Origin of the sequence: Agrobacterium larrymoorei (genome assembly GCF_037722385.1) — a bacterium.
In the GTDB taxonomy this organism is placed as follows: Bacteria; Pseudomonadota; Alphaproteobacteria; order Rhizobiales; family Rhizobiaceae; genus Agrobacterium; species Agrobacterium larrymoorei_C.
The window spans coordinates 961,225-986,382 of sequence record NZ_JBBKAQ010000001.1 but is presented as its reverse complement, the minus strand read 5'-3'; the positions used below and the strand labels follow the sequence as shown (position 1 = coordinate 986,382).

21 protein-coding genes are annotated in these 25,158 nt (G+C 56.9%); 11 read left to right on the top strand and 10 right to left on the bottom strand.

What is annotated here, in order from left to right; all coding sequences use genetic code 11:
- Positions 1-113: 113 nt before the first annotated feature.
- The 7 genes from WKI41_RS04335 to mmsB are packed head-to-tail and all read left to right on the top strand — an operon-like array spanning position 114 to position 7,721.
- The gene (locus WKI41_RS04335; protein ID WP_340192261.1) at positions 114-1,802 is read left to right on the top strand and encodes an acyl-CoA synthetase; all 1,689 of its coding nucleotides are present in this window, start codon (positions 114-116) and stop codon (positions 1,800-1,802) included.
- On the top strand, positions 1,799-2,566 hold the full coding sequence (locus WKI41_RS04330) for an SDR family NAD(P)-dependent oxidoreductase (protein WP_340192260.1): 768 nt from the start codon (positions 1,799-1,801) through the stop codon (positions 2,564-2,566). The genes WKI41_RS04335 and WKI41_RS04330 overlap by 4 nt, the downstream gene beginning before the upstream one ends.
- Before the next feature lie 24 nt (positions 2,567-2,590).
- Complete coding sequence (locus WKI41_RS04325; protein WP_340192259.1) at positions 2,591-3,781, top strand: acetyl-CoA C-acyltransferase; 1,191 nt, start codon at positions 2,591-2,593, stop codon at positions 3,779-3,781.
- Positions 3,781-4,908 carry an acyl-CoA dehydrogenase family protein gene (locus tag WKI41_RS04320; protein ID WP_340192258.1) on the top strand — a complete coding sequence of 376 codons (1,128 nt, stop codon included), beginning with the start codon at positions 3,781-3,783 and terminating at the stop codon, positions 4,906-4,908. The genes WKI41_RS04325 and WKI41_RS04320 overlap by 1 nt, the downstream gene beginning before the upstream one ends.
- A 42-nt stretch (positions 4,909-4,950) precedes the next feature.
- Positions 4,951-5,724, top strand: coding sequence for an enoyl-CoA hydratase-related protein (locus tag WKI41_RS04315; RefSeq protein WP_340192257.1), 774 nt, complete (start codon positions 4,951-4,953; stop codon positions 5,722-5,724).
- Position 5,725: 1 nt separating this feature from the next.
- Entirely contained in the window at positions 5,726-6,790 is a 1,065-nt protein-coding gene (locus WKI41_RS04310; RefSeq protein ID WP_340192256.1) for a 3-hydroxyisobutyryl-CoA hydrolase, read from the top strand.
- A gap of 28 nt (positions 6,791-6,818) precedes the next feature.
- Entirely contained in the window at positions 6,819-7,721 is a 903-nt protein-coding gene (gene mmsB / locus WKI41_RS04305; RefSeq protein ID WP_340192255.1) for a 3-hydroxyisobutyrate dehydrogenase, read from the top strand.
- A 51-nt stretch (positions 7,722-7,772) separates the two neighbouring features.
- Here the strand turns inward: mmsB and betC are convergent, their stop codons facing one another.
- Together betC and WKI41_RS04295 are read right to left on the bottom strand one after the other, a co-directional pair.
- Entirely contained in the window at positions 7,773-9,287 is a 1,515-nt protein-coding gene (betC, locus tag WKI41_RS04300) for a choline-sulfatase (protein WP_340192254.1), read from the bottom strand.
- Positions 9,288-9,303: 16 nt separating this feature from the next.
- The gene (locus WKI41_RS04295; RefSeq protein WP_340192253.1) at positions 9,304-10,257 is read right to left on the bottom strand and encodes a choline ABC transporter substrate-binding protein; all 954 of its coding nucleotides are present in this window, start codon (positions 10,255-10,257) and stop codon (positions 9,304-9,306) included.
- Positions 10,258-10,349: 92 nt separating this feature from the next.
- On the opposite strand from WKI41_RS04295, the gene WKI41_RS04290 reads away from it, so the two are divergent.
- From WKI41_RS04290 to WKI41_RS04275, 4 genes are all read left to right on the top strand, one after another.
- On the top strand, positions 10,350-11,246 hold the full coding sequence (locus tag WKI41_RS04290) for a choline sulfate utilization transcriptional regulator (protein ID WP_340192252.1): 897 nt from the start codon (positions 10,350-10,352) through the stop codon (positions 11,244-11,246).
- Positions 11,247-11,723: 477 nt separating this feature from the next.
- Entirely contained in the window at positions 11,724-13,493 is a 1,770-nt protein-coding gene (locus WKI41_RS04285) for a type I secretion system permease/ATPase (RefSeq protein ID WP_340192251.1), read from the top strand.
- Positions 13,480-14,826 (top strand): HlyD family type I secretion periplasmic adaptor subunit, encoded by a 1,347-nt coding sequence (locus tag WKI41_RS04280; protein WP_340192250.1) that lies wholly within the window; start codon positions 13,480-13,482, stop codon positions 14,824-14,826. The genes WKI41_RS04285 and WKI41_RS04280 overlap by 14 nt, the downstream gene beginning before the upstream one ends.
- Positions 14,827-14,964: 138 nt before the next feature.
- Positions 14,965-15,894 carry a rhizobiocin gene (locus WKI41_RS04275; RefSeq protein ID WP_340192249.1) on the top strand — a complete coding sequence of 310 codons (930 nt, stop codon included), beginning with the start codon at positions 14,965-14,967 and terminating at the stop codon, positions 15,892-15,894.
- 390 nt (positions 15,895-16,284) lie between these two features.
- On the opposite strand, the gene WKI41_RS04270 is transcribed toward WKI41_RS04275, so the two are convergent.
- The 8 genes from WKI41_RS04270 to WKI41_RS04235 form a co-directional block, all read right to left on the bottom strand.
- Positions 16,285-17,892 carry a DHA2 family efflux MFS transporter permease subunit gene (locus WKI41_RS04270; protein ID WP_340192248.1) on the bottom strand — a complete coding sequence of 536 codons (1,608 nt, stop codon included), beginning with the start codon at positions 17,890-17,892 and terminating at the stop codon, positions 16,285-16,287.
- Between the two features lie 27 nt (positions 17,893-17,919).
- The gene (locus tag WKI41_RS04265) at positions 17,920-19,068 is read right to left on the bottom strand and encodes an HlyD family secretion protein (RefSeq protein ID WP_340192247.1); all 1,149 of its coding nucleotides are present in this window, start codon (positions 19,066-19,068) and stop codon (positions 17,920-17,922) included.
- Between the two features lie 104 nt (positions 19,069-19,172).
- Positions 19,173-20,060 carry an RDD family protein gene (locus WKI41_RS04260; RefSeq protein ID WP_340192246.1) on the bottom strand — a complete coding sequence of 296 codons (888 nt, stop codon included), beginning with the start codon at positions 20,058-20,060 and terminating at the stop codon, positions 19,173-19,175.
- On the bottom strand, positions 20,057-21,103 hold the full coding sequence (locus WKI41_RS04255) for a stage II sporulation protein M (protein WP_340192321.1): 1,047 nt from the start codon (positions 21,101-21,103) through the stop codon (positions 20,057-20,059). The genes WKI41_RS04260 and WKI41_RS04255 overlap by 4 nt, the downstream gene beginning before the upstream one ends.
- A gap of 29 nt (positions 21,104-21,132) precedes the next feature.
- Positions 21,133-22,449, bottom strand: a complete 1,317-nt coding sequence (locus tag WKI41_RS04250) for a DUF58 domain-containing protein (protein ID WP_340192245.1) — start codon at positions 22,447-22,449, stop codon at positions 21,133-21,135.
- The gene (locus WKI41_RS04245; RefSeq protein WP_340192244.1) at positions 22,450-23,406 is read right to left on the bottom strand and encodes an AAA family ATPase; all 957 of its coding nucleotides are present in this window, start codon (positions 23,404-23,406) and stop codon (positions 22,450-22,452) included. It abuts the gene before it with no gap.
- Positions 23,393-24,619, bottom strand: a complete 1,227-nt coding sequence (locus WKI41_RS04240) for a hypothetical protein (RefSeq protein WP_340192243.1) — start codon at positions 24,617-24,619, stop codon at positions 23,393-23,395. Before WKI41_RS04240 ends, WKI41_RS04245 begins: the two co-directional genes overlap by 14 nt.
- Entirely contained in the window at positions 24,612-25,124 is a 513-nt protein-coding gene (locus tag WKI41_RS04235; RefSeq protein WP_340192242.1) for a hypothetical protein, read from the bottom strand. Before WKI41_RS04235 ends, WKI41_RS04240 begins: the two co-directional genes overlap by 8 nt.
- Positions 25,125-25,158: the final 34 nt, after the last annotated feature.

The following is a 25,158-nucleotide window of genomic DNA, read 5'->3' as shown; positions in this document are numbered from 1 at the left end:
TTCGATCATTCATGATGTTCACGACTGCCATTGTTTGCAAGCTTCGATTTGTTAGATTTTCACGACCCGGAGGAGACGCTTTATGCGGCGGGTCAATACAAAGGGAGGAAACCATGCTGCAGTCCCATGGTGGCGCGACGAAGCGTAGCTATGCTGATGAGACATCGGCTTTTCGACTGAGCGAGGCGCACGCGAGATTTGCCGGTGATATCGAAACTGCGATCAATGCCTGTGTGGAGTGCTGCGACAGGCATGTCGGCAGCGACCGTATCGCGCTGCGGTGCATTTCGACCTTGGGTGTGCTCAGCGAATATTCGTTCGAGCAGTTGCGCGACATGTCGGCGCGCGCCGCAAATTTCTTCGTTTCTCAAGGGCTGAGACAGGGAGATGTGCTTGCCGGCATGTTGCCGCGTACCGTCGACCTGATCGCGGTTATTCTCGGCGCATGGCGAATGGGCGCTGTCTACCAACCGCTTTTTACGGCTTTCGGACCGAAGGCGATCGAACACCGCTTGACGATGAGCAATGCCAAGTTGGTAGTGACCAATCCCGCCAACGCTTCGAAGTTCTCTGAGTTACCGAATCGTCCTCTCCTTGCAATCGTGCGAAATCCAGAGGAGCCGAGCATTGAGGGCACGATCGATTTTCGGGCCGAACTGTCAGCATGCAGTCCCGCTTTCGACCCGATTATGGGTCAGGGTGACGATCTCTTCATGATGATGTCGACGTCCGGCACGACGGGGCTTCCCAAGGGTGTTCCTGTTCCGATGCGCGCGCTCACCGCCTTCTCCGCCTATATGCGCTACGCCATCGATCTGCGCGAGGACGACGTCTTCTGGAACATTGCCGATCCGGGCTGGGCCTATGGTATGTACTACGCCGTTGCCGGCCCGCTGATGCTGGGCTACGCGACGACACTGTATGAGGGTGGGTTCACCGCAGAAAGCACCTATAGCATCATCAACCGGCTCGGCGTCACCAGCCTGGCGGGATCGCCAACCGCCTTCCGTCTTCTCATCGCGGCAGGTGACGAGGCCGCAACTGCTGCGAAGGGGCAGTTGCGCGTGGTGAGCAGTGCTGGGGAACCCTTGAACCCGGAGATCATCCGCTGGTTCGATACTCATCTAGCAGCGCCGATTTACGATCATTACGGGCAGACGGAGATGGGAATGGTGGTCAACAACCACCATGGACTGGACCATGACGTGCGACACGGTTCAGCGGGTTTCGCAATGCCGGGCTATCGCGTGGCCGTGCTTGACGATGAGGGTCGCGAACTTGGTCCGAACCATCCCGGCGTGCTTTCGATAGACATCGCCAATTCTCCGCTGATGTGGTTCAAGGGTTATTTCCAGCAGGACACACCAGCCATTTCCGGTGGCTTTTATCGAACTGGCGATACGGTCGAAGCCGAGGCTGATGGCTCCATCAGCTTTATCGGCCGTGAAGACGATCTGATTACCTCGTCGGGATATCGCATCGGGCCTTTCGATGTGGAAAGCGCTTTGATCGAGCACAGCGCCGTGGTCGAGGCGGCTGTGATTGGCGTGCCCGATCCGGAGCGGACGGAAATCGTCAAGGCGTTCGTCGTGCTCAGTAAGCAAGTAGAGGCAACGCCTGATCTTGCCGAAGAGCTGGCGCAGTACGTCAAGAGACGGTTGTCTGCCCACGCTTATCCTCGCCAGGTGGAATTCGTCTCCGAACTGCCAAAGACGCCGAGCGGCAAAATCCAGCGGTTCTTGCTGCGCAAGGGGGAGATCGAAAAAATCAATGCACATCAAAAGCAGGATCATTCGGCATGAAGCTTGAAGACAGCGTTTTCCTGATCAGCGGAGCCGGTTCCGGGCTCGGCGCCGCCGTTGCTGCAATGGCTGTGGAAGCCGGTGCGCGCGCGGTGCTGCTGGATGTCAACGTCGACCGATCCGAGGCGCTGGCGGCTCAGTTGGGTGACGCTGCCCGGTTTGTCCGCACCGACGTCACCAATCCTCTTGATGGTGCTGAGGCTGTGAGGACTGCCATAGAGACATTTGGCCGCGTCGATGTTCTCGTCAACTGCGCAGGCATCGCGCCCGGTGAGAAGATCGTCGGGCGTGAGGGGCCTCACAGTCTGGAGAGCTTTGCCAGAACGGTCACGATCAACCTTGTCGGGACGTTCAATATGCTGCGGCTTGCAGCCGATGCCATGACGAAACAACAACCCGGTCCCACCGGTGAGCGTGGCGTCATCGTCAACACGGCGTCTGTCGCAGCCTTCGAGGGGCAGATCGGCCAGGCTGGATACGCAGCCTCCAAGGGCGGTGTTGCGGCGCTGACACTGCCCGCGGCACGTGAGTTGGCCCGTCATGCAATCAGGGTCATGGCCATTGCACCAGGGATTTTCGAGACGCCGATGATGGCGGGCATGCCGCAAGAGGTTCAGGATGCGCTCGGCGCTTCCGTTCCCTTTCCTCCACGGCTCGGACGACCTTCAGAATATGCCGCGCTGGTGCGCCACATTGTCGAAAACCCGATGCTGAACGGCGAGGTCATTCGTCTTGATGGTGCTCTGAGGATGCCGCCGAGATGAAGCGAAACCAGCAGGAGAAAACAGATGGATGAACGAGACCCAATCGTGATCGTCGGCTCCGCCAGAACTCCCATGGGCGGGTTCCAGGGCGATTTCGCGGGCGTTCCAGCAGCGACACTTGGCGCAACCGCCATTGAAGCTGCGCTTTCGCGCGCTGGATTGGCCAAGGATTCTGTGCAGGAAATTCTCATGGGCTGCGTGCTCTCCGCAGGGCAGGGACAGGCGCCTGCCCGTCAAGCGGCGATTGCCGCCGGTCTGCCGCTTGCCGCCTGCGCAACGACTCTCAACAAGATGTGCGGTTCGGGCATGAAGGCCATCATGCTGGCCCATGATCTCATTCATGCAGGCTCGGCAGACGTCGTCGTCGCGGGTGGAATGGAAAGCATGTCGAACGCGCCCTACCTCTTGCCAAAGGCGCGCACGGGTCAGCGCATGGGCCATGGTCAGGTTCTTGATCACATGTTCCTCGATGGCTTGGAGGATGCCTATGACAAGGGTCGTCTGATGGGGACCTTCGCCGAGGACTGCGCCGAAGCCTATCAGTTCACCCGCGAGGCCCAGGACGCCTACGCGCTCGCCTCGTTGGAGCGGGCCCGGCGGGCAACAACCGAGGACCTGTTCGTGTCGGAGATTGCTCCTGTGTCTGTTTCCGCGGGCAAGGCTCGGACACTCGTTTCCATCGACGAGCAGCCGGGAAAGGCGCAGCCGGAAAAGATACCGAAGCTTCGTCCCGCCTTTCGCGAGGGCGGCACCGTAACGGCCGCCAACGCCTCATCGATTTCAGACGGTGCAGCAGCACTTCTCCTGATGCGGGCATCTGAAGCCGAGCGGCGTGGTCTGACGCCGAAGGCGCGCATTGTCGCTCACGCCAGCTATGCCAACGAGCCTTCGCTCTTTGCCACCGCCCCCATTGGTGCGCTGCGTCGGCTCTCGGAGCGGACTGGCTGGTCCTTGGCCGATGTCGATCTGTTTGAAATCAACGAAGCCTTCGCTGTGGTCGCCATGGCCGCCATGCGCGACCTCGATCTGTCGCATGACAAGGTCAACATCAATGGTGGCGCCTGCGCACTCGGCCATCCCATAGGGGCCTCGGGTGCACGAATTATCGTCACACTTCTCGCGGCCTTGGAGAAACAGCGGCTCAATCGCGGCATGGCATCCGTTTGTATCGGCGGCGGCGAGGCCACCGCCATCGCAATCGAGAGGATAAACTGATGTTGCTCGACGACATACAGGAACAGATCCGCGAGACGGCACGCGAGTTTGCCGTCAATCGTCTGGCCCCTGGCGCTGCCGCGCGCGATCGCGATCATGCCTTTCCCCGCGAAGAACTGACGGAGATGGGAGAACTCGGATTTCTGGGTATGCTCGTCTCGGAAGATTATGGTGGTTCGCAAACCGGCACGGTCGCTTATGCGCTGGCATTGGAAGAAATTGCCGCGGCAGATGGAGCCTGCTCAACAATCATGTCGGTTCATTCGTCCGTGGGCTGCGTGCCCATCTTGCGTTTTGGAACAGAAGATCAGAAGTCCCGCTTCCTCCCGAAAATGGCGTGCGGCGAGTGGATCGGCGGCTTTGCTCTAACGGAGGCGCATGCCGGATCGGATGCCTCTGCCTTACGCAGCCGCGCGCGGCTTGAAGGCGATCATTATGTGATCGACGGTTCGAAACAATTCATCACCTCCGGTAAAAACGGAGACGTGATCATCGTGTTCGCTGTGACCGATCCAGATGCCGGTAAGAAGGGCATCTCTGCCTTCATCGTCCCGACCGACACACTGGGCTACAATGTTGTTTCCGTCGAGCATAAGATGGGTCTGCATGGTTCCGACACCTGTGCGCTCGCATTCGACGGGATGCGTGTCCCGGTTGACAATCGCCTGGGTGATGAGGGCGATGGATATCGGATTGCGCTCGCCAATCTTGAGGGCGGGCGTATTGGAATTGCGGCGCAGGCGGTCGGCATGGCGCGCGCGGCGTTCGAGGCCGCGACGGCCTATGCCAAGGAGCGCCAGAGTTTCGGCAAGGCAATCATCGAACATCAGGCTGTGGGCTTCAGCCTGGCGGACATGGCAACGCAGATCGAGGCTGCGCGCCAGCTCGTGCTGCATGCGGCCAGCCTGCGCGACGCAGGACGACCATGCCTGACGGAAGCCTCCATGGCGAAGTTGTTTGCGTCCGAGATGGCAGAAAGGGTTTGCTCCGCAGCCATTCAGGTGCATGGCGGCTATGGCTATCTTTCAGACTATCCTGTCGAAAGAATTTATCGGGACGTACGGATCTGCCAGATTTATGAAGGCACGAGCGAGGTGCAGCGCCTGGTCATCGCGCGACAACTTTAAAAGCGCCAACACCAGAACACGCGTGAGAAAAGGGAGAGAACCATGCCAGAGTGCATCGAGATCAGCCGGGAGGGCCGGGTTGCCCTGATCCGCCTCAACCGCCCTGCGCAACTCAACGCTCTGAATTCGCAGCTTGCAAGCGAGATGGTCTCAGCTGTGGAAGAGCTCGACGCCGACAAGGATGTCGGAGCACTGGTCGTCACTGGTTCGGAGAAGGCCTTTGCCGCGGGAGCAGACATCGCCGAAATGGCGGACAAGAGCGCGCAGCAGATGATCGATGAGGATTTCTTCGCAATCTGGGATCGCTTCTCGGCTAGTCGTTTGCCGAAGATCGCTGCTGTCAACGGTTATGCCTTGGGTGGTGGCTGCGAGTTGATGATGATGTGCGATTTCGCCATCGCCGGCGAGAGCGCGAAGTTCGGCCAACCCGAAATCAAGCTCGGCGTCATTGCAGGCATGGGCGGAACGCAGCGCATGACGAAGCAGATCGGTCGTGCGTTGTCGATGGATCTGCATTTGACAGGGCGCTTGATGGGAGCCGACGAGGCCCTGCGTGCTGGTCTCGTAGCGCGCGTCGTTCCCGACGTTGATGTGCTCCCAACCGCCATTGCGGCTGCGGCACAGATAGCGGGCTACTCGCGCTCTGCGGCGCGTCTTGTAAGAGAGACTGTGATGAAAGCCGAGGAGCTATCGCTGCGTGAGGGCGTTCTTTACGAGCGAGCCTTGTTTCATCGTCTGTTCGGCGCATCTGACCAGCGCGAGGGCATGGCGGCATTCATCGAGAAGCGCAAACCCGATTTTAATAGGGAGCGATAGAATGTCCGGAGAAACCCCGGCTGGCCTCCCCGCCAATGAAACGGTTGTCATCGGTGTGGACGGCGCATTGGGACGCATCCATCTCAACCGCCCGGAAGCGCTCAACAGCCTCAATCTTGATATGGTCCGTAAAATCGCGGACGCGATTGAGATGCTGGAGAGCAACCCCGCGGTTCACGCGATCGCCCTGACCGGCGAGGGAAGAGCGCTGTGCGCAGGCGGCGACATCAAGATGATCTGGAAGACGGGCCGAACCGCACCGGATCAGGCTCTCGCGTTCTGGGCTGAGGAGTATCGTCTGAATGCCCGGATCAGCCACCTGCGCAAGCCCTGGCTGGCGATCATGGACGGCATCTGCATGGGCGGTGGTGTCGGCCTGTCGGTTCACGGCAGTCATCGTATCGTCACAGAGAAAGCGCGCTTTGCGATGCCGGAAACCGGTATCGGCTATTTCCCCGATGTGGGCAGCACCTGGGCACTGTCGCGCGCGCCACAGCACTTCGGCTTCTGGATCGGTCTTACGGGCGCGACGATCGGTGCCGCAGATACGATTGCTGCCGGTCTTGCCGACGCCATGGTGCCGTCCGAAGCTCTCGCGGGCCTGTTGGCGGATGTCGCATCGGGCCGGACGGTGGAAAGTGCGATCGGCGCACATTCCTGCGATCCTGGCGTTTCCGCGCTGAAAGAGAATGCCGCTCTCATCAACCGCGCGTTCGACTTTAGCAACATGGCCGCTATTTTATCCGCTCTCCATGCCGACGGGTCCGATTTTGCGAAAAGCACCCTGGTCTTGCTAGAGGCCAAATCGCCCACAAGCTTGGTCTTGACGCTGCATTTGCTGCGTGCAGCGCAGAACTCCGACTCGCTCGAAACCTGCCTCGATCGGGAATACGCGGCCGACGCGTTGATCCTCGATGGCCATGATTTCTATGAGGGCGTGAGAGCCGCCGTCATCGACAAGGATCGCAATCCGGTCTGGTCTCCCGCACGACTGGAAGAGGTGGATCAAAAGGGGCTTACTGATGCCATACAGCCTCTGCCCTCCCTGTTTCCAGCTGCCGTTTAAAACACTCTTTGAGGCAAGGAGAATTGATATGGTCCAGACGATCGCCTTCATAGGTCTTGGCAACATGGGTGCGCCGATGGCCGGTAATCTGGTCAAGGCGGGTTACACCGTTACCGGCTTCGATGTCGCTGAGGCTGCGCGCAAAAACGCGACGGAGCGAGGCATCCGTGTCGTTGAGACAATCGGAGGGGCGGTCGGTGGCGCGGATGCCGTTATCACCATGCTTGCGAATGGCGAACTGGTGCTGGACGTGTGGCAGCAACTTGTCGGTATCGTTTCTCCTGGCACCCTCCTCATCGACAGTTCGACGATCGACGTTGACAGTGCTCGTGCCGCGCACGGATTGTTACCAGAGTGCGTGACGATCGATGCGCCTGTGTCTGGCGGTACGGTCGGTGCCGAAGCCGGAACGCTAAGCTTCATGCTGGGTGGAGACGCTGCTGCAATCGAAGCCGCGCGTCCGGTTCTGGAGCCCATGGCTGGCCGCATCATCCCTTGTGGAGCGGCAGGTGCGGGCCAGGCGGCAAAGCTCTGCAACAACATGCTGCTCGGGATTTCGATGATTGGCGCGGCTGAAGCCTTCGTTCTCGGCGAGAAACTCGGTCTGGACCATCAGGCACTGTTTGATGTGATATCGACCTCATCCGGCCAATGCTGGTCGGTCAACACCTATTGCCCAGTGCCGGGTCCTGTTCCGAGCTCCCCGGCCAACCGTGATTACGCCCCCGGATTTGCAAGCGCGTTGATGCTCAAAGACCTGCGCCTGGCGCATCAGGCCGCTGTGGATTCCACGGCGGCGACACCGCTCGGCGCACACGCCCTGGAACTCTACGAGGCTTTCGTCGCCTCGGGTCACGCCCACGAGGATTTTTCTGCGATTATTGCGTTTCTCAGGGCCGCAAAGTCAGTCGATGATGAGAAAATCGGCTGATTTCCGGTCGCTTGGTTTTTCTGCAGGCGGGAAATCTGCGCCGAAATTTCCTTACTCTCCGCGTGGATAGCGCTGGTTCTCTTCGAGTACGTTCAGGTCCATGTGGTTGCGCATGTATCGCTCCGAGGCCTTCTGCAGCGGCTGGTAGTCCCAAGGGTAATAGGCGCCGTTGCGCAATGCCTTGTACACTACCCAGCGGCGGGCCTGGCTTTCCCGTACGGCCTCGTCAAAGGCGGGCAGTTTCCAGCGTCGGTCGATCTCTGCAGACAGCGCCGAAAGTACGTCGCGGAAGGCAGGATCGCTCGCGAGGTTAGTGCGCTCTTCTGGGTCTGTCTCCAGATCGTAAAGCAGCGGCGGATCGGCCTCGCAAACCGAAAGCTTGTAGCGTCCGTCACGCAGAGAGACGAGGGGAGCAATCGATCCTTCGGCAGCATATTCCATTGGCACGGGGCCATGTGAGCCCGTGCCTGTGGCCAAGGGTGCCAAGTCCTCGCCGTCCGTCCAGCGCTTCAGCGAGGTGATGTCGAGCCCCGCCAACCCGCATAGCGTTGGCGTCACATCGAGGGTCGACACCGGTGCGTCAATCCTTGAAGGCATCCAGCCGGGCGCTGCGATCATCAATGGCACCCGCGCAGAGCCTTCGAAGAAGCACATCTTGAACCATAACCCGCGTTCGCCGAGCATATCGCCATGGTCGGACAGAAAGAGGATGATGGTGTCCTCATCCATCCGGGTTGCTTTCAGCACTTCGAGGATTTCTCCGACCTTCTCGTCGATGTAGGAGATATTCGCGAAGTAGCCGCGTCTTGCGCGTCTGATCTGATCAGGCGTGATGTCGAATGCCTTATGATCGCACGCTTCCAAAAGGCGTTTCGAATGTGGGTCCTGATCCTCAAAAGCGATCGCTTCCGACTGCGGATCGAGGGCTGGGCAACCCTCGTAGAGATCCCAGAACTTCCTTCGGGCCACATAGGGATCGTGCGGATGGGTGAAGCTCACCGTCAGGCACCAGGGCCGTTCGTCGAGGCGGCGTGACAGGTCGTAAAGCTTGCGCGTGGCGTTGTAGGCAACCTCGTCGTCATATTCCATCTGGTTGGTGATCTCGGCAACACCCGCACCGGTGACCGAACCGAGATTATGATACCACCAGTCGATACGCTCGCCCGGCTTGGTGTAATCGGGGGTCCATCCGAAATCTGCCGGATAGATATCCGTCGTCAGGCGCTCCTCGAAGCCGTGAAGCTGGTCGGGACCAACGAAGTGCATTTTGCCTGAAAGGCCAGTGTAGTAGCCCGCCGCCCGCAGATGGTGGGCATAGGTCGGTATGTCGGATGCGAACTCGGCAGCGTTGTCGTAAACCCTCGTTCGGCTGGGCAGTTGACCGGACATGAAGGAGGCACGGGCCGGCGCGCAAAGCGGGCTTGCCGTATAGGTATTGGCAAAGCGGACGGACCGCTCCGCCAGTGCTTTCAGATGGGGCGCGTGCAAAAACTCCGCCGGACCATCGGGAAAGAACGTCCCATTGAACTGGTCAGCCATCAGGATGAGGATATTGGGACGGGTCATTTCGAAATTTCCGGGTTTAAAGCCCAAGCTTTGCCTTGACGGCGGCATCACCCGGTTTGCCGTCCAATGTCGTCACCCCTTGCAGCCAGCCATCGAGTGACTTCGGGTTCGCTTTCAGCCAGGCCGCGGCCGCCGCCTTTGAATCCTGCCCATCGAGGATCGAGCCCATGAGGCTGTTTTCCATGTCGATGTTGAATGTCAGGTTTTTGAAGAGCTTAGCGGCGTTCGGGCACTGTTCAGGCCAGCCGGTCCGCGCCAGCGTATAGACTTCGGCACCGCCGAAATTCGGACCGAAATAGGCGTCGCCGCCGGAAAGATAGGTGATGTCGATCTTCTTGTTCATCGGATGCGGAGCCCATGCGAGAAAGACGACAGCCTTCTTGTCGCGACCTGCGCGCTCCACCTGCGCCAGCATGGCCTGCTCGCCGGATTCCACCAATTGCCAGCCTTTCAGACCGAAGTCATTGGCATCGATGATCTTCTGAATGTTCTGGTTCGCAGGCGCGCCCGGCTCGATGCCGTAGATCTTGCTGTCGAACTCATCCGCATGCTTGGAGAGATCGGCAAAATCCTTCACGCCTTTCTCTGCCACATAGGCTGGCACCGCCAGGGTGAACTTGGCGCCTTCGAGGTTCTTCGTCATTACCTCGGCGGCCTTGGCTGCGTTCAGATCATCGACGAAGGATTTCTGTGCTGGCATCCAGTTACCAAGGAACACATCGATCTCGCGGTTCTTCATTGCCTGATAGCCGATCGGAACCGACAGGGTTTTTACGTCCGCCTCGTAGCCCAGCGCGTTGAGCAGAACGGAAGCGACGCCATTCGTTGCGGTGATGTCGGTCCAACCTGGATCGCTGAGGCGGACCGTCTTGCAGGCGGCATCATCGGCTGCGTGACCTGGAGTGGAGAAGGCTGCCACCGACAAAAACAGACCAGCGGCGAGGCGATGCAGGCGATAATCGATTTTCATGTGGCTCCCCTTTATTAATCCGGCTTATTGAACGCAGCATTGTTTTTGCATGTAAAGCAGGTATTTTTCGATAGTTGGCATAAGGAATTTTAATGTCAGAGCGACCGCTTGATCTTGGTTGGATGCGCATCCTCACCGAAGTGGCCCGTCACGGGAGCCTGACAGCAGCGGCTGCATCGCTTAAGCTCACCCAGCCGGCTGTCAGCTACCAGATCCGCAGGCTTGAGGATGAGCTTCGGGTTGCTCTCATTCGCCGAAAACATCGAGGCATAGAACTTACAGCAGAAGGGCAGCGGCTGTTTGAAGCCGTCTCGCGCAGTGTCGACGCCATCGACCTCGTAGCACAACAGTTACGAAGGACAGACGAATACCAGACGATCCGCCTGCACACAGACTATGCGTTTTCGTCACTGTGGCTGATCCCGCGCATGCACAGCTTTCGTATCCTCAATCCCGATATCAATATTCAGATCGTCGCGACCCAGGATCCGTTGGGACAGGGTAAGAACGATAGCGACGTGATGATCATCTTCGGTACGCAACAGGAGGCAGGCGAGGGAGCCGTTTTGCTGCTTTCTGAACGGGTGACCCCAGTGTGCTCCCCATCCTTGTTGGTCCACAGAGCTGCGCCTGCGGACATCTCAGAGTTCTCTCGATGTAAGCTCATTCATCTCGAAAACAACTCACAGACGCGTTGGTATGACTGGGCCGACTACCTGACCCATTTCGGCGTCGAGCGCGGCGCTGAACACAGCGGCGGCGATATCAGCTTCAACAATTACGCGATGGTCGTACAGGCGAGCATCTGCGAGCAGGGTTTTACACTCGGCTGGGCAGGCTTGATCGATCCGTTGCTTGAGGCCGGTGTATTGGTGGCCGCAGGCCCAAGTCTCGATGCATCGAACCGCGGTTACTGGCTGGCGCGCCCAAAAAGCGACGGCAGCGCGGTGGGTAAGCTGATTGAGTGGCTGATCGAGGAGCGGGAATGAAACGCAAAAGAAATGCGCTGTTATGCCTGGCGATTGAAGCCGTATGGCGCGTTCTCCCGGTACCATATCTCTCCCTAGAGTGACATTGTTACAACCTGCAGATCGACAAGGTGCAGTTCGCCGCGGACCTATTAAGGCAGCCCAGGCGACAGAAAATACGATGTAAACTTACTGTTGCTAAGGGGCTAAACTAAATATGAATCCATCACATAATGCTAATATTCCCGCTAAAGTTTCATTGTGATGCACTATATGTTCGACGTTTAACGATATATTAGATTTATTGTGGCGTTCGAGACAATACTATTATACATAGAGTTCTGGAATAAGCTGAACCCTACTCTTAGGCATATGATCAAAATCGGTCTGAAAGTTTTGAAAGCGTACATGCGCAGCGCGGGTAGATTACGCCAGAAGGGCGGGTCCGCTTAATTCCAAGAATATTCGTGATTATTTTAGAGGAAACGCATCAAGGGAATGCTCGATCTTTCTCTTGATTCTGTGCGAGTTGTTTTCGTTCTAGGCGGTACCCACATGTTCTCTGAGTTCAAATTCTCCGCGTCTAAGTCTCTAATTGCGGTTGGAGTTGCGAGCGGAGCTATCAATATCCTGAATCTGACAGGCTCATTGTTCATGTTGGAAGTCTATGACCGCGTCCTGCCCAGCAAAAGCATTCCTTCTCTTTTGGCTCTGTGTTTTCTCACGCTGATTCTATTTGCTTTTCAAGCATTATTTGACATCGTTCGCGGAAGGATAATGATCCGCACAGCAAATCTAATGGAAGAGCAGCTGAGCTCCCGTGTGTATGAGGCAGTCGTCCGAGCGCCGCTGGTCAAATCGCTACGAGGCGATCCGACGCAGCCGATTACGGACCTCGATAATGTTAGGACATTTCTGTCTGGGCAAGGACTGAGCGCTTTTTTCGATTTTCCCTGGCTTCCCGTATACCTATTCATCTGTTTTCTGCTTCACCCGTTGATTGGGCTGACAGTTTTAGTTGGGGCTATCATCCTGATTATTCTGGCAGGCTTGACGGAGTGGTCGACTGCGCGGCTGAACCAGAATGCTTCCACTCTGCGCGGACGGCGCAACAACTTCGTGAGCAGCAGCTTGCGGAGTGCAGAAGCTGCAAAGGCGATGGGAATGGTCCAAACGATGTCCGCCATGTGGCGTGAACATCAAGGTGCATTACGGTCTGAAACGAGCCGCAGTGCTGACATGATCGGTGGCTTCGCCGCTTCTTCCCGCACCATTCGGATGGTTCTTCAGTCGGGCGTAATGGCAGTAGGAGCCTATCTTGTGGTCATGGGCGAAACGACCGCGGGAAGCATCATTGCTGGGTCGATCTTGTCGGCCAAAGCGCTCGCTCCCGTCGAGCTCGGAATAACCAATTGGCGTAGCTTCGCGTCAGCACGGAACAGTTGGGCAAGGCTCCAAGCCTTTTTGACGAGTTTCCCTGATCCGATAGTCGAAACGACACTCCCGCAGCCCTGTCGCGAGCTATCTCTCGAAAATGTAACTGGCGGTCCGCCGGGCGGGCGAGTGACCGTTTCTGATGTCTCGTTCTCGCTGGAAGCAGGAGATGCTCTTGGGATTGTTGGGCCAAGCGGGTCGGGGAAATCGACTCTTGCACGAATGATTGTGGGGATTTGGCAATCCTTACATGGCTCGGTTCGCTTCGATGGAGCCAGCATCGAGCAGTGGCGACCGCAAGATATAGGTAAGAGCATCGGTTATCTTCCCCAGTCCATCGAGCTTTTTCCCGGCACGATTAGTCAGAATATAGCTCGGTTCGATCCTAACGCCACTTCCACATCCGTCGTCTCAGCTGCTCGTGAAGCCGGGGTGCACGAGTTGATCGTCACTTTGCCCCAAGGCTACGACACACGAATTGGCGATGGAGGTGAAGCTCTTTCCATGGGTCAGACGCAGCGCGTCGCCTTGGCTCGTGCCCTTTACGGCGATCCCTTTGTGGTGCTTCTTGACGAACCGAATTCCAATCTCGATAGGGACGGAGATATCGCGTTGAGCGCCGCGATCGCTTCCGTTCGCGCACGTAAGGGCATTGTGATTGTCATCGCCCACCGGCCTAGCGCATTGGAAAATGTAAACAAGGTCATGGTCATGGCGTTCGGCCGGCTTCAACATTTCGGTCACCGGGACGAGTTTCTTCGTCCGAATGGATCCAATGTGCATCCCATAAGCGGCGGCCCTGCTTCTAAGGAAATTGCCAATGCTGCAGATTGAAGCGCAGGACCGATCGACGGCAACACCCGAAAACGATGCGACGTCATTGCAACGCTCGCTTAGAAGGCACTTCTTTATCGTAACTGCCCTTTCGCTTTCCCTCGTAGTTGGTATTGGCGGCTGGGCCACTACAACCGAACTTTCAAGCGCGGTTATTGCACCAGGCCGTGTTGTCATTGAGGGCAACTCCAAGGATATCCAGCACTTGGCAGGAGGTATTGTCAGTGAGATCCTCGTTAAGGAAGGGAATGAAGTTGCTGCGGGCGACATCTTGCTCCGTCTCGATCCGACGTTGGCGAAGGCAAACCTCTCAATCGTAGAAAGTTCTTTGGCACGAATGTACGTGCGCAGAGCTAGGCTTATCGCTGAGATAAAGGGCGAGAACAGGTTAACGGTGTCGGAGACCCTGCTTGCATTTCTCGAACCTGCAGCTCGCGATCTGGTGATCGCTAGCGAGGCCGGCATTCTGGAAAGCGGCTTAACTGCCCGTGAAGGCTCTCGTCGACAGCTTGAGACTAGAAAGCAACAGTTATCTGACGAAGCTAAAGGTCTGGCATCTCAGATCACTGCTGTGCAAGAACAGGCCGAATTAATCAACGAAGAAGCGGAGCAAAGCGCCGCTCTTTATGAAAAGCGTCTCATTACCTTGCAGCGGTATAACCTCTTAAAGCGGCAAAAGGCAGATCTCAGCGGGCAGTTGGGCCAACTCACCGCCCAGAAGGCGCAAGTCGAGGGCAAGGCTAGTGAAATTGATCTGCAGATACTCCAGTTGGAGCGGGACCATTCAACGCAAGTCGCACAAGATCTAACAACAACCGAGACAAGCATCGTTGAGTACGAGGAGCGGAGAGCGGCGGCGCTCGACCAGCTCAAACGTTTGGAAATTACTTCGCCTGTTCAAGGGAGGGTGCACCAGATCGCGATCAATAATGTGGGAGCGGTGGTCCAGCCCGGCGCAGTGTTGATGCGGGTTGTGCCGGATCGACAAGCATTCGAAGTCGAGGTCCGGCTCACTCCAAAAGACATCGACCAGATACATCTCGATCAGAGCGCCGAAATTCGGTTCACTGCCTTTAACTTAAGCGTCACGCCTGATATGCCCGGCAAGGTTGTCTTCGTGGGTCCGGATTTGCAGATCGATCCTCGAACAAATGAAGCCTACTACACAGTAAAGTTGCGGATCGACGAGACACACATAGCGTCCCTTAACGGAAAGGGGCTCTATCCAGGGATGCCAGCCGAGGTTTTTATTAAGATTGGGGATCGAAACGTAGCCTCGTATTTCACTAAACCACTCTCCGACAGATTCTCTAAAGCTTTTCGTGAAGAGTAATATTTCATCGTTACTGCATATTAATATAAACTTTTTTATTGATCTTGGCACGATTTCGTATAATAATTAATGATTAGTAATTATAGCAGCGCTAATTCGACGCAATTTCAAGTTGATTAGGTAACTAGGAGAGAAGAAATGGCATTCACAGTACAATTTGGTAATGGCGGTGCAGCGACCGTGGCGGATTTGAAGGCGGCTGAGAGCACAGTGAACGGTCTCCTGACCGATGGAACGGGTGCAGAAACTAATGATCTGGGGCAGAGTTTTCCGATCTCTACGGTCAACGTGAAGGGTGGAGGCAAGGTCGATGTAGCCTTCGATACATCTATTACCGGCTTTAGCTTCGACGTTGCTGGTGCTTGGAACTCTGTTAAGAACGTACTTGCGGTATCCGACGAAGCGCAGACGATCAAGGTCAAGGACTTTGTTCATGCCGACATCCTGCTTGGAGGGAACGGCAATTCGACTGTTGAAGTCCTCAACGTCAAGCGGGGAAACATCGAAACGGGCGCGGGCAATGACAATGTCCATATCTCACTTCTGTCCAACAGTACGGCGTGGGTTAATGACACCGTTATCAAAACCGGTGCTGGTAACGATAACATTGTAATAACCCAAGGACAGAGCCTCAAGGATATCGGCGGAATTGTAAACGCAAACGGTTCCAACGGCGGCAACGGTGTTACCGACGGCTCAAGCACCACGGTCTATATCGATGCTGGCGACGGGAACGATATGATTAACCTTAGCGCAGTAACGTTGAAGTCTTCGACAGTGATCGGCGGTAAGGGTAGCGATGTGATGTATGCCAGTCACGGCGCTGATACGTTTGTCTTCAACCTTGGCGACATGACGACATCGGCGTTCACCACGGACAAAGTTATTGGCTTCGACGTCAACTCAGACAAACTTGATCTTAAGGGAAGCGTTACTGACTGGAAGTTCGGTGAATTTGAAGACAGCACCGTGCTGACCTACAAGGGGGCGGGCGATCACTTTAACGAAAAGATCGTACTTGTTGGCGTGGTGCTTGATGCGGCCCCAAGCAGCTGGTTGTTCGCTTAATGGCGTCACGAGCGGGCATCCTTGCTTCCGCAAGGGCGTCATTCATGCAGCTAATAGACCCGTCGATTTTTTCGACGGGTTTTCTATTTAAGGGGAGAATTTTATGGTCTTGTTCATAATGGCGTATGATTGATGGGGCTGTACAGACGTTTTTCCATCCTGTGAGGTGGGATAATTGGTCTCCATATTTGCATCTTTCAAATGTATCTTGCTGCCAGAACTGTCGTCACGGTCTAGCGGCAACCCTTCTGCCAAAGCTCGCAGAGCAGTACCATCCGTCAGCTGTGTGATATGAAGGAACCTCCCTGTTAGTCCTTCTCGCGATGAATAAGTAAGCTCATTCCATATGGTCTTCTGGCGGCGATCACACCTTCAAAATCGCTTGGGAACTCAATGCATCCCGCCCTTACTGGACTTTGTAGCGACGTTCCTGAGGATCAAAGCCAACGGCACGGCAAGCGCCGAAATGATTGCTAGAACGTAAAACACATCTATATAGGCGAGAAAACTGGCCTGAATTCCGACTTGCTGTCCAATTAGTGCCATTGCTTGGCTTTGCGCATCCACCATCAAGGAGCCGCGTTCTGCGAAGAAACCTTGAAGGTTCTGCATTGTCTGATGGTAGGCGGGTTCGGTCGGGTTGATGTGTTCTACCAGCCGGCTCTGGTGCCATTGTTCGCGATGGGCGAGCACGTTGGAGGCAATCGAAACGCCGATTGAGCCGCCGGTGTTGCGGGCGGCGTTGATGAGGGCGGAGGCTTGGTCGGTCTGGTCCGGTCTCAGGCCGTCATAAGAGGCGGCTGTGATTGGGATGAAGATCAGCGGCAAGCCAAGTCCGAGGATGCAGCGCGACCAGACGAAGAACGTGAAGTCGGCGTCCGGGGTAAGCCGCGTCAGGTCGTACATCGAAAGCGCAATGATCGTCGCGCCAATAGCGATTAGGTATTTGGGCTGGATGCGTGAGGTCAACTGACCGGCCATGAACATCATCACCATCGTCACAAGGCCACCCGGCGATAGAGCGAGACCCGCCCATGTGGCGGTATAGCCGTAGTTCTCTTGCAGAACCTGCGGCACGAACTGGGTGGTGGCGATGAGGATAGCGCCGATTGCCAGCATTACGATCATGCACGAACCGAACTGCCGCGTTGCGATCAGCCGCACATCCAACACCGGATTTTTTGCCGTCAACAACCAGGGAATCGAAGCCGCGAGTGCGGCAAAGCAGATCGTTGCTGTGACGATGATGAAAGTCGAGTCGAACCAGTCTTCGATCTGCCCGCGGTCGAGCATCAGTTCCAGCGAGCCGAGGAAAGTTGCGACGAGCACGAAACCTACAATGTCGAAGCGGATGCCGCGCTTTCGCATCTCTTGGCGCTTCTTCTCCTGCTCACCCGACTCATTGACGAGGAAGTAGACCAGCATGAAGGCGAAGACCCCGACAGGGCCGTTGATCAGGAAGCACCAGTGCCATGAGAAATTGTCGGATAGCCAACCACCAAGTGTCGGCCCAACAACGGGCGCTACCACGACGGCGATCCCGAAAATCGCGAAGGCCTGTCCTCGTTTGGCAGGGGGGAATGCGTCGGTTAGGATCGATTGCGAAACGGGCACCATGCCGCCGCCGGCAAAACCCTGGATCATGCGGAAAACCAGAAGCGACGGCAGATCCCATGCAAGGCCGCACATGACCGATGCAACGGTGAACAGGGCAAGGCAGACGAGATAGAAGCGTTTTCGACCGTAACGCTGCGCAATGAAGCTGGAGGCAATCAGTGCGATCGCGTTGGAGACGAGGTATGTGGTGACGACCCATGAGGCTTCGTCAGAACTGACCGCGAGCCCACCTGAAATGTAGCGTAGCGCAACGTTGGCAATGGTCGTGTCAAGCACTTCCATAAAGACCGCGAGCGCCACGACCACCGCCACCAACCAAGGATTGGTGCTGCGGCCACTCGCCTTTGCGCCGGTTCCGCCTGTCGCTGCCGCGGTTGCCATATCCGGTCCTCGATCCCGCTGATTGGATTACTGTCTGGGGCGAACGGTGACGGTGGGCACGACCGACATGCCTGGACCGATCGACACATCCTTGGGCCATTCATCGACGGCGATCTTGACCGGCACGCGCTGTGTCACCTTCACGTAGTTGCCGGTGGCGTTTTCAGCCGGCAGCAGTGAGAAGGCGGTGCCGGAACCGGGTTGCACCGAATCGACCTTGCCGTGAAGGACGTGATCCGGATACGCGTCTATCGTCAGTTCTACGGGCTGACCTGGGCGCATGTCGGCAAGCTGCGTTTCCTTGAAGTTGGCTGTGACCCATATTTCATCCGGCACAAACATTGCTATGGCCTGACCTGCCTGGACAAACTGGCCTTTTGCGCCAGTGATTTTCACCACACGGCCAGGCTGGGCAGCGGACATCGTTGTGTAGTCGAGGTTCTGATCGGCGCTTTCCTTCTGGGCCTCGGCCTGCTTCAGGCTTGCCTCGGCACTCGCGCGCTGTGCTTCTGCTGCGACCTTATTTTTCATCGCTGAACTGATATTGGCCTGGGCTTCCGCATAGGAAGCTTGAGCTTGCCGCAGGTTCGATTCTGCCTGCTGAGAGGTTTGCAGGCTGCCGGCACCGCCTTGTTGTAGCTGACGCTGTCGATTGGCTTCATCTTTTGCAAATTGCAGTGCTGCTCCTGAGGAGGCTTCCCGCGCCTTTGCTTCCTCGATTGCCGCGGACGCAACGTCTATCTGTGCAGTCGCATTCGTGATCGACGCCCTGGCCGCCTCGACCTGCGCTTGCGCCTGATCCACTGCAATCTGATAATCGCGCGGAGCGATTTTAGCGATCATGGCACCGGCTTCGACATGGGCGTTATCGGCAACTGCGACCTCATCGAGATAGCCGGATACTTTTGCAGCCAGAGCGAAGCTCCGCGCATCTACAAAGGCGTCATCGGTCGTCTCGTAAGGGTGAAAGTAAATCAGCCAGACAAAATAGGTTGCGATCCCCACGGCGATCAGAACAAGTACAATGATCGCTGCCCAAAAGGGATGCCGACGTATTATCGAGGGCTTCTTTTCTTCCTGTTCAGGTCCAGAGCTGTCACTTTGTTGCTCGCGATCCTGCGGATCACCGTTTTGCTTCGCTTCGTCTTCGGGAGCGGCGCGTTCAGCTTGGACCACGATGTGCCTCTGGGAAATAGTCTGACGGGGCAGTGTTAACGCCAAGCGTCAACGAATGTTCCCACGAAAACGTGATGATACGAAATCAGTCACTCCCGAAACATTCAGTCCTTGTCTTTGGTGCTGCTGGTACTGTGAAACTTGTTCTCGCGGCGTTTGCCGAAAAGCCGAAGTGTTTCCAGATGCTCGCGCTGTGCAACGTAGAAGGCATTGAGGAAGTCCAGTTCCTTGCCTGGCGTCACTGCTTCGCGGTAACCGATCTTCTTGGTGATCGCCTGAGCGATCTCAGTGACCTGCTTGTCACGCAGGCGCGTGCCTGGATCCCGTAACAAATCTTCCAAGGTCTGGAGCTCGTAGCTTCCGTAGATGTCGAGATGTTCGGGTCTGAAGTCGAACGCCGCCTGGGTTCCCTTCATCGAGGATGTGGCGCTGGCAAGATCGGGCAGGAGCGCGGAGCGGGGATTTTCGATGACGAGAGTTCCAGCCATGAAATCACCTAACCGTTGCCGCCGATTGCTGGACAAGATGACGACCACGACAATGATGATCCAGAAGATGGCGATCAATGCCAGCCAAGCGGGCGGGTCTGAAAGTATCAGGCCCAAAGGCGTGAATATCTCCACCTCCTTCATAAGGTTTCGGGTGGCGATTTGATGGGGCGTCAGCCGCCTGCCTTCCACATTTACCACGCGAATACTGGCTATCCGCTTTCCCAGTGTGCGGCCATTCCAGATCAATTCAGACAGAATGTAATAGGGTGTCCGCAACAGGAAGCCCAAGAGCGCGATTGCTGTCGCTCGGGCGCTTTCCTCCAATACACCGCTCAAGGAAAGCACGATAATACAGATCAGCAAGATGACGAAAGTCATCACGAAGTCGATGAATTGCGCGCCTAGTCGCGCTGCGATCGACGCGATGTTCAGGTGAAGGGCAACACCCTCCGGCGGCACCATTTCTTCCACACGCCTGCCATCTCGGAAGATCAAGCTCATCGGTCGGTCTCTTTCGACGGCGTCTTGTCTCGGCCCGAAAAGGTAAGCCAAACCACCCACAGAAGACCCACGCCCCAGCCGATTGCGATGCGCCATGATGGTTCTTGAATGGTCTGGCGCAAAAAGCCTTCCAGGAAAGCGGCAGCGATCAGCATGATGGCTGCAAGGAAGGCAAGCTTGACGGCATCATGCGCCTGTTGCCGCAACGCGTCTCTGCGCCTCAAGGGACCGGGCAGGAGGACGGCGAGCCCGAGGCGCGCGCCGCCTGCGCAAGCGATGGCGATGGCCGCAAGCTCTGTGACGCCATGGATGGAAAGCCAGGCGAATACGTCATAGCCCAGCCCATGTTGGGCAAACATGGCAAAAAATGCACCCAGTATCATGCCATTGTAGAAGGTCAGGCCGAAGCTTGGCATGGCGGCAAAGATACCAAGAGTGAAAATCAGAACGGCGATCGTCGTGTTGTGGGAAAAAAGATAGGCCATGAAAGCCGCGAGCTCATCTGCGGCATGACCCTCATGTCCATAGATCGTCGATCGGAGCAGGTCTGCCGAGGCGGCGGGCGTGCGATCACCGGCCAAATCTGTCGGTACGAGCGCATAAAACCAGCTATGATCATCGAGGTAGAGCTTGTACCCAACGGCCGCGCCGAGGATCAGTGCAAAAAAGCCGATAAACAAGGGGAGGTAGGACCGTCGCACCGCTTGTGGAATGCCACGGATCAGCAGCCGGCTTATGAGCCCGCTCACGCTTTCCTGAGGGGCATAGACGACGAGATAGGCGCGGGCACACAGGCTTTCGAGATAGGATATCAGCGCCTTATCCAGCGAGATGTCGCGCGCAACACTCAGCGAGTTCATGGCCTGCCTGTAGCCGGAAGTGAGCGTTCGCACCTCATCATAGTCGAGTGTCGATACACCGCGCTTTTCAACCCGTGTCACAAGTTGGTCGAGCACCCTCCATTGTGCCTCTCGCTCGGCTCGAAACCGCGCAGAGCGTAGCATGTCCACAGGCGCGGGGACCTGGGTCGGCAAGCTGGGCATTGCGGCATTGAGATCGACATTCGCCCCAGTCATAGCAGCTCGCGGGATTTGATTTGGATATAGCGGCCAATCAGGTCGGATGTGAGCGCTTCAGGCGTGCTGTCGAGGCACATTACGCCAAGACGGGAAATGGTTTCCAGAACCGTTCGACGCTCCTGCGAAATCTGGCGCGCGGCCACAGATCGCCCGACGCTGTCCAGCGTCAAGATGTCGGGTTCGATCAGCGTCTTGATACTGGAGTCGCTGAGCGTGATGTAGACGATGAAATGCTGCTTCGCCAATGTGCGGATCGTTTCCACCATCAGCTCGGCCGTCGTACTGTCGACGAAATCGGAGAAAATGACGATGAGCGAGCGTCGCTTCAACTGACCGGCAAGATAGGTTAGCCCAAGCGTGTGGTTCGTTTCATTGGCCTCGTAGCGCAGAGTAGCACAGGCTGACTGCAGCCTCGTAAATGCGGCACGTCCCGGCGTTGCGGGAAGGAACAGGCGAGGACGGCTATCAAAGTTGTAGAAGCCCACGAGGTCGCCTGCCTGTCCGGCGGCCCAGCATGCGACGAGTACTGCATTGATGGCGCGATCCAGTTTTGCGACGCCGGCAATTTTTTCGGCCATCAGCCGCCCGGAATCGACGCAGAGAATAATCTGCTGATTGCGCTCGGCCGTCAGTTCGCGCACCACGAGGCTTCGCATGCGGGCAGAGCGCTTCCAGTCGATGCTGCGCGTGTCCATACCGACCGCAAATTCGCGCAGTTGGTGAAACTCCGATCCTTGTCCGCTGAGCTTCATGTCTTTGCTGCCTGCTTCAAGCGGCAGGATTTGCGCGTTGATTGCTCCTGACAGCACGGGCGAAATGTCAGGTGCGACGGTGATCTTACGGTCGATGGGTGCACGAACGACGACCTCAAGCAGCCTGAGCCGCGAAGTCCATTTCAGCCAGATCGTGTCGATCTTGAACACGCCGCGGCGCGTCAGACGGATCTCTATTGATGACGTCGTGGCGGCGTTTCCGCCGTCTTGGTGCTCAAAAAGAGTGACGTCCTGGGCGACAAGTTCTGACGCGAGATCGAGCCGAGCCTTCATCTTGGGCGGCAATGCACCGCGCCGCGGTGAAAGCCCCACCGACAATTGCACGTTATGTCCGACGAAGCCTCCGCTCGGCAGATCGAAGGCGATCTCGATCCGGTTCGACCAGACCGATAGCGCAATATCGAGCAGAACCGCGATCCCCAAAATCGCCCAAAGCCCCATGATCGCGGTGTCGACGCTCGGCCACCATACCGCGGTCAGCACCGTCAGCGCTGTCATGATCAAAACGAGAGCAATGAGGGAGGACGAGGGGCGCATCTATCGCGGTGCATCCATACGGTTCAGGATGGTGCGAAGCACGTCTTCAGTCGTCCGACCGTCGATTTCCGCGGACGGAGAAAGAATGATGCGATGGCGCAAGGCCGGGACCATCAGTGCCTGAACGTCGTCCGGCAGCCCGTAATGTCGTCCTCCGAAAGCTGCCCGCACGCGCACCGCCGCCGATAGCGCATCGGCTGCGCGTGTAGAGGCGCCTTGAAGGATTTCCGGATCGGAGCGCGTGGCCCGGACGAGATCAACGATGTAGGTGACGATGCTATCATCGAGATGGATGCTGTCGATCAGCGCCCGACCCTCGGCAAGGATGGAACTGGTGACGAGCGGCCGAATGCCCACGTCGTTCAGTTTCGTCTGGATCGGTTGACCGGCATGGCGTTTCAGAATCGCGACTTCGGTTTCGCGGTTGGGAAAATCGATGACAAGCTTGAAGAGAAAGCGGTCGAGCTGCGCTTCCGGCAGGGGGTAGGTGCCGTGCTGCTCGATGGGGTTTTGGGTGGCGAGCACGAAGAAGTCCAGACCCAGTGGATAATCGGTGCCGTCGATCGTAACCATGCGCTCATTCATCGCCTGCAAGAGGGCGGATTGCGTCTTCGGAGGCGCTCGGTTGATTTCATCGGCAAGCAGGATGTTGGTGAAAACCGGTCCTTTCGTCAGATGGAATTGACTGGTCTGGAAATTGAAGAGGTTCACGCCCAGCACGTCGCTTGGCATCAGGTCCGGCGTGAATTGAATGCGCCGGTATTGTAAGTCCATGACGGCAGAGACCGAACGCGCGAGGAGGGTCTTGGCGGTGCCGGGTGGGCCTTCGAGGAGGCAGTGGCCGCGCGCAAAGATCGAGATCAGGATCATATCGATCAGGGCATCCTGGCCCTGCACGGTCTTGGCAATTTCGCCGCGGATCGCGACGACCAGATTGCGAAACTCATCTAGATTCAAGCTTGATGCTCCCTAGTCGTTTTTTAAATGTCTCGAGATGCCGACGCAGATCGGGCTGGGTCATGGACTTGCCGCGGTTCATAAGTTCCCTGGAGATTGCTTCGAAGGCTTCGGCGCTGGGCTTGTCGCGCAAGGAAAGATGGCGAAACATCCGTTCGATACCGGCATCGTTAGCAGCATGTGGTCCAAACAAGAGCCCGGCTTTGTCGGCCAGCAGGTTGTGAACAAATTGTGCGGTCATGCGTCCGTCATTGCCGGACAGGCGCAAAAGCCGAGCAGTCGCTTCGGTAGCCGCAGCTTTTGACAGATCGCTTGTAGCCTCGGTCGTCAGTGGCTTGCCGAAACGGACCGCGCCTCGCCAGAAACAGACCGCAGCCACAAGGATGATGGCGCCCCAGATGAACCACAGGTGGAAGGCGAGGAAACGACCGGAGTTGCTGGCCGGCGCGATTTGCATACCAGTTTCTGCGAGATAAACAGGGCCTTTGAAGTAGGGGCCTCGCAACTCATTGATCATGGAAACAGCGAAGGCTGCATTTTCGCCGAGTGCAAGTCCGTGGTTGTTCAAAAGGTCTGGATCGGAAAGGACGTAGAAGACAAAATCCGAAGTACACTTCAGCAGCACAGGCCCTGCCTGCAGGCTGGCCATTTGCATGCAGTTTGGCGGAACCTGGTCGCGAACGAAGACCTGTGCCCGGAAAAGCCTGATTTTTTCAACATGCTGCGGCAGAATCGACTGTTGTGCCTGTCTGAACCGTGGTTCCATAATTTTTGTATGAAGGTTGAAGAGGCCCAATCGAGGGAGGATTTCGTTTACGTCAGATGAGCCCACCAAACTGGCTTCATCCGCGACGCCATTTGTCAAGCGATCGGCACGCCATTTCGGTAACACGATCAGAGTGGGGGTGGTTTTGGGTTCGTTGCCGAAGAGAGCCGACTTCAGATCTCGATTGTTCGCGCTGTCGCCTATCATCTCCTCAGCCTGTTGCCAGGATAATGGAACGATCCGCAAAGAGATATTTGAGACTGATGACGTCGTCGGCGAGGTTTCGCGGGTAACAGGTATTGCCCAGGACTGCAGCCAGATTTCCAATCCCTTATAGCCAACAGGGGAACGATCGCTGTCTACATTCTCCTGAGTCAACCCTGTGCTCGCGTGCACCATCATAGCGAAAATGGCTGCTGCCAGCAAAACCAAACGAGATCTAAACACGTGCCGAACCTCCGGCGGATAGCAGAGGCTGTGCGTGCTTCAGCAGGTCTGAAAAGGCACTCTCCGGGGGAACCTGTCCACCGTAATGCGCAAGCTCTGCCTGCAAGAGAAGATGGCGAAGTTCATCGCGATACTCCATCTTCTTCGGTAGTCTTGCAAACACAGTTCGCTCGGTGTCCGAGCGCAAGACGCGCGTTCCAGTCCGTTTTGCCGACTGAAGCAGGCATTGCCTGAGCAGTTGTACAAGCGCCTCCCTTCGATCCGGCATCGCTGCGATGTGCGCCAAGAAATCGCGTGATTTTACATGCACGTCAGGCGCATCGTCGTTCCAATTTGGTGGTCTTTCAGTCAGGCTCACCGTCGTCATGGGTGCACGTGCCAACAAAACGCCGCCACTACCAAACAGCATCCAGAGACCGATAACAGCACCGATCACAATCAGAACGATGATCACACCGACAAAGCCGCCAAGCGCGGGCTCGCTTGAAACAGATTTTGGTTGCACATTTTGAGGCGCAGGGGCCTCGGGGGTTGAGCGC

Bases quoted from the DNA above. Each gene is read 5' to 3' on its own strand.
- WKI41_RS04335 (WP_340192261.1), top strand. From the start codon at position 114: ATGCTGCAGTCCCATGGTGGCGCGACGAAGCGTAGCTATGCTGATGAG.
- WKI41_RS04330 (WP_340192260.1), top strand. From the start codon at position 1,799: ATGAAGCTTGAAGACAGCGTTTTCCTGATCAGCGGAGCCGGTTCCGGG.
- WKI41_RS04325 (WP_340192259.1), top strand. From the start codon at position 2,591: ATGGATGAACGAGACCCAATCGTGATCGTCGGCTCCGCCAGAACTCCC.
- WKI41_RS04320 (WP_340192258.1), top strand. From the start codon at position 3,781: ATGTTGCTCGACGACATACAGGAACAGATCCGCGAGACGGCACGCGAG.
- WKI41_RS04315 (WP_340192257.1), top strand. From the start codon at position 4,951: ATGCCAGAGTGCATCGAGATCAGCCGGGAGGGCCGGGTTGCCCTGATC.
- WKI41_RS04310 (WP_340192256.1), top strand. From the start codon at position 5,726: ATGTCCGGAGAAACCCCGGCTGGCCTCCCCGCCAATGAAACGGTTGTC.
- mmsB (WP_340192255.1), top strand. From the start codon at position 6,819: ATGGTCCAGACGATCGCCTTCATAGGTCTTGGCAACATGGGTGCGCCG.
- betC (WP_340192254.1), bottom strand. From the start codon at position 9,287: ATGACCCGTCCCAATATCCTCATCCTGATGGCTGACCAGTTCAATGGG.
- WKI41_RS04295 (WP_340192253.1), bottom strand. From the start codon at position 10,257: ATGAAAATCGATTATCGCCTGCATCGCCTCGCCGCTGGTCTGTTTTTG.
- WKI41_RS04290 (WP_340192252.1), top strand. From the start codon at position 10,350: ATGTCAGAGCGACCGCTTGATCTTGGTTGGATGCGCATCCTCACCGAA.
- WKI41_RS04285 (WP_340192251.1), top strand. From the start codon at position 11,724: ATGCTCGATCTTTCTCTTGATTCTGTGCGAGTTGTTTTCGTTCTAGGC.
- WKI41_RS04280 (WP_340192250.1), top strand. From the start codon at position 13,480: ATGCTGCAGATTGAAGCGCAGGACCGATCGACGGCAACACCCGAAAAC.
- WKI41_RS04275 (WP_340192249.1), top strand. From the start codon at position 14,965: ATGGCATTCACAGTACAATTTGGTAATGGCGGTGCAGCGACCGTGGCG.
- WKI41_RS04270 (WP_340192248.1), bottom strand. From the start codon at position 17,892: ATGGCAACCGCGGCAGCGACAGGCGGAACCGGCGCAAAGGCGAGTGGC.
- WKI41_RS04260 (WP_340192246.1), bottom strand. From the start codon at position 20,060: ATGAGCTTGATCTTCCGAGATGGCAGGCGTGTGGAAGAAATGGTGCCG.
- WKI41_RS04255 (WP_340192321.1), bottom strand. From the start codon at position 21,103: ATGCCCAGCTTGCCGACCCAGGTCCCCGCGCCTGTGGACATGCTACGC.
- WKI41_RS04250 (WP_340192245.1), bottom strand. From the start codon at position 22,449: ATGCGCCCCTCGTCCTCCCTCATTGCTCTCGTTTTGATCATGACAGCG.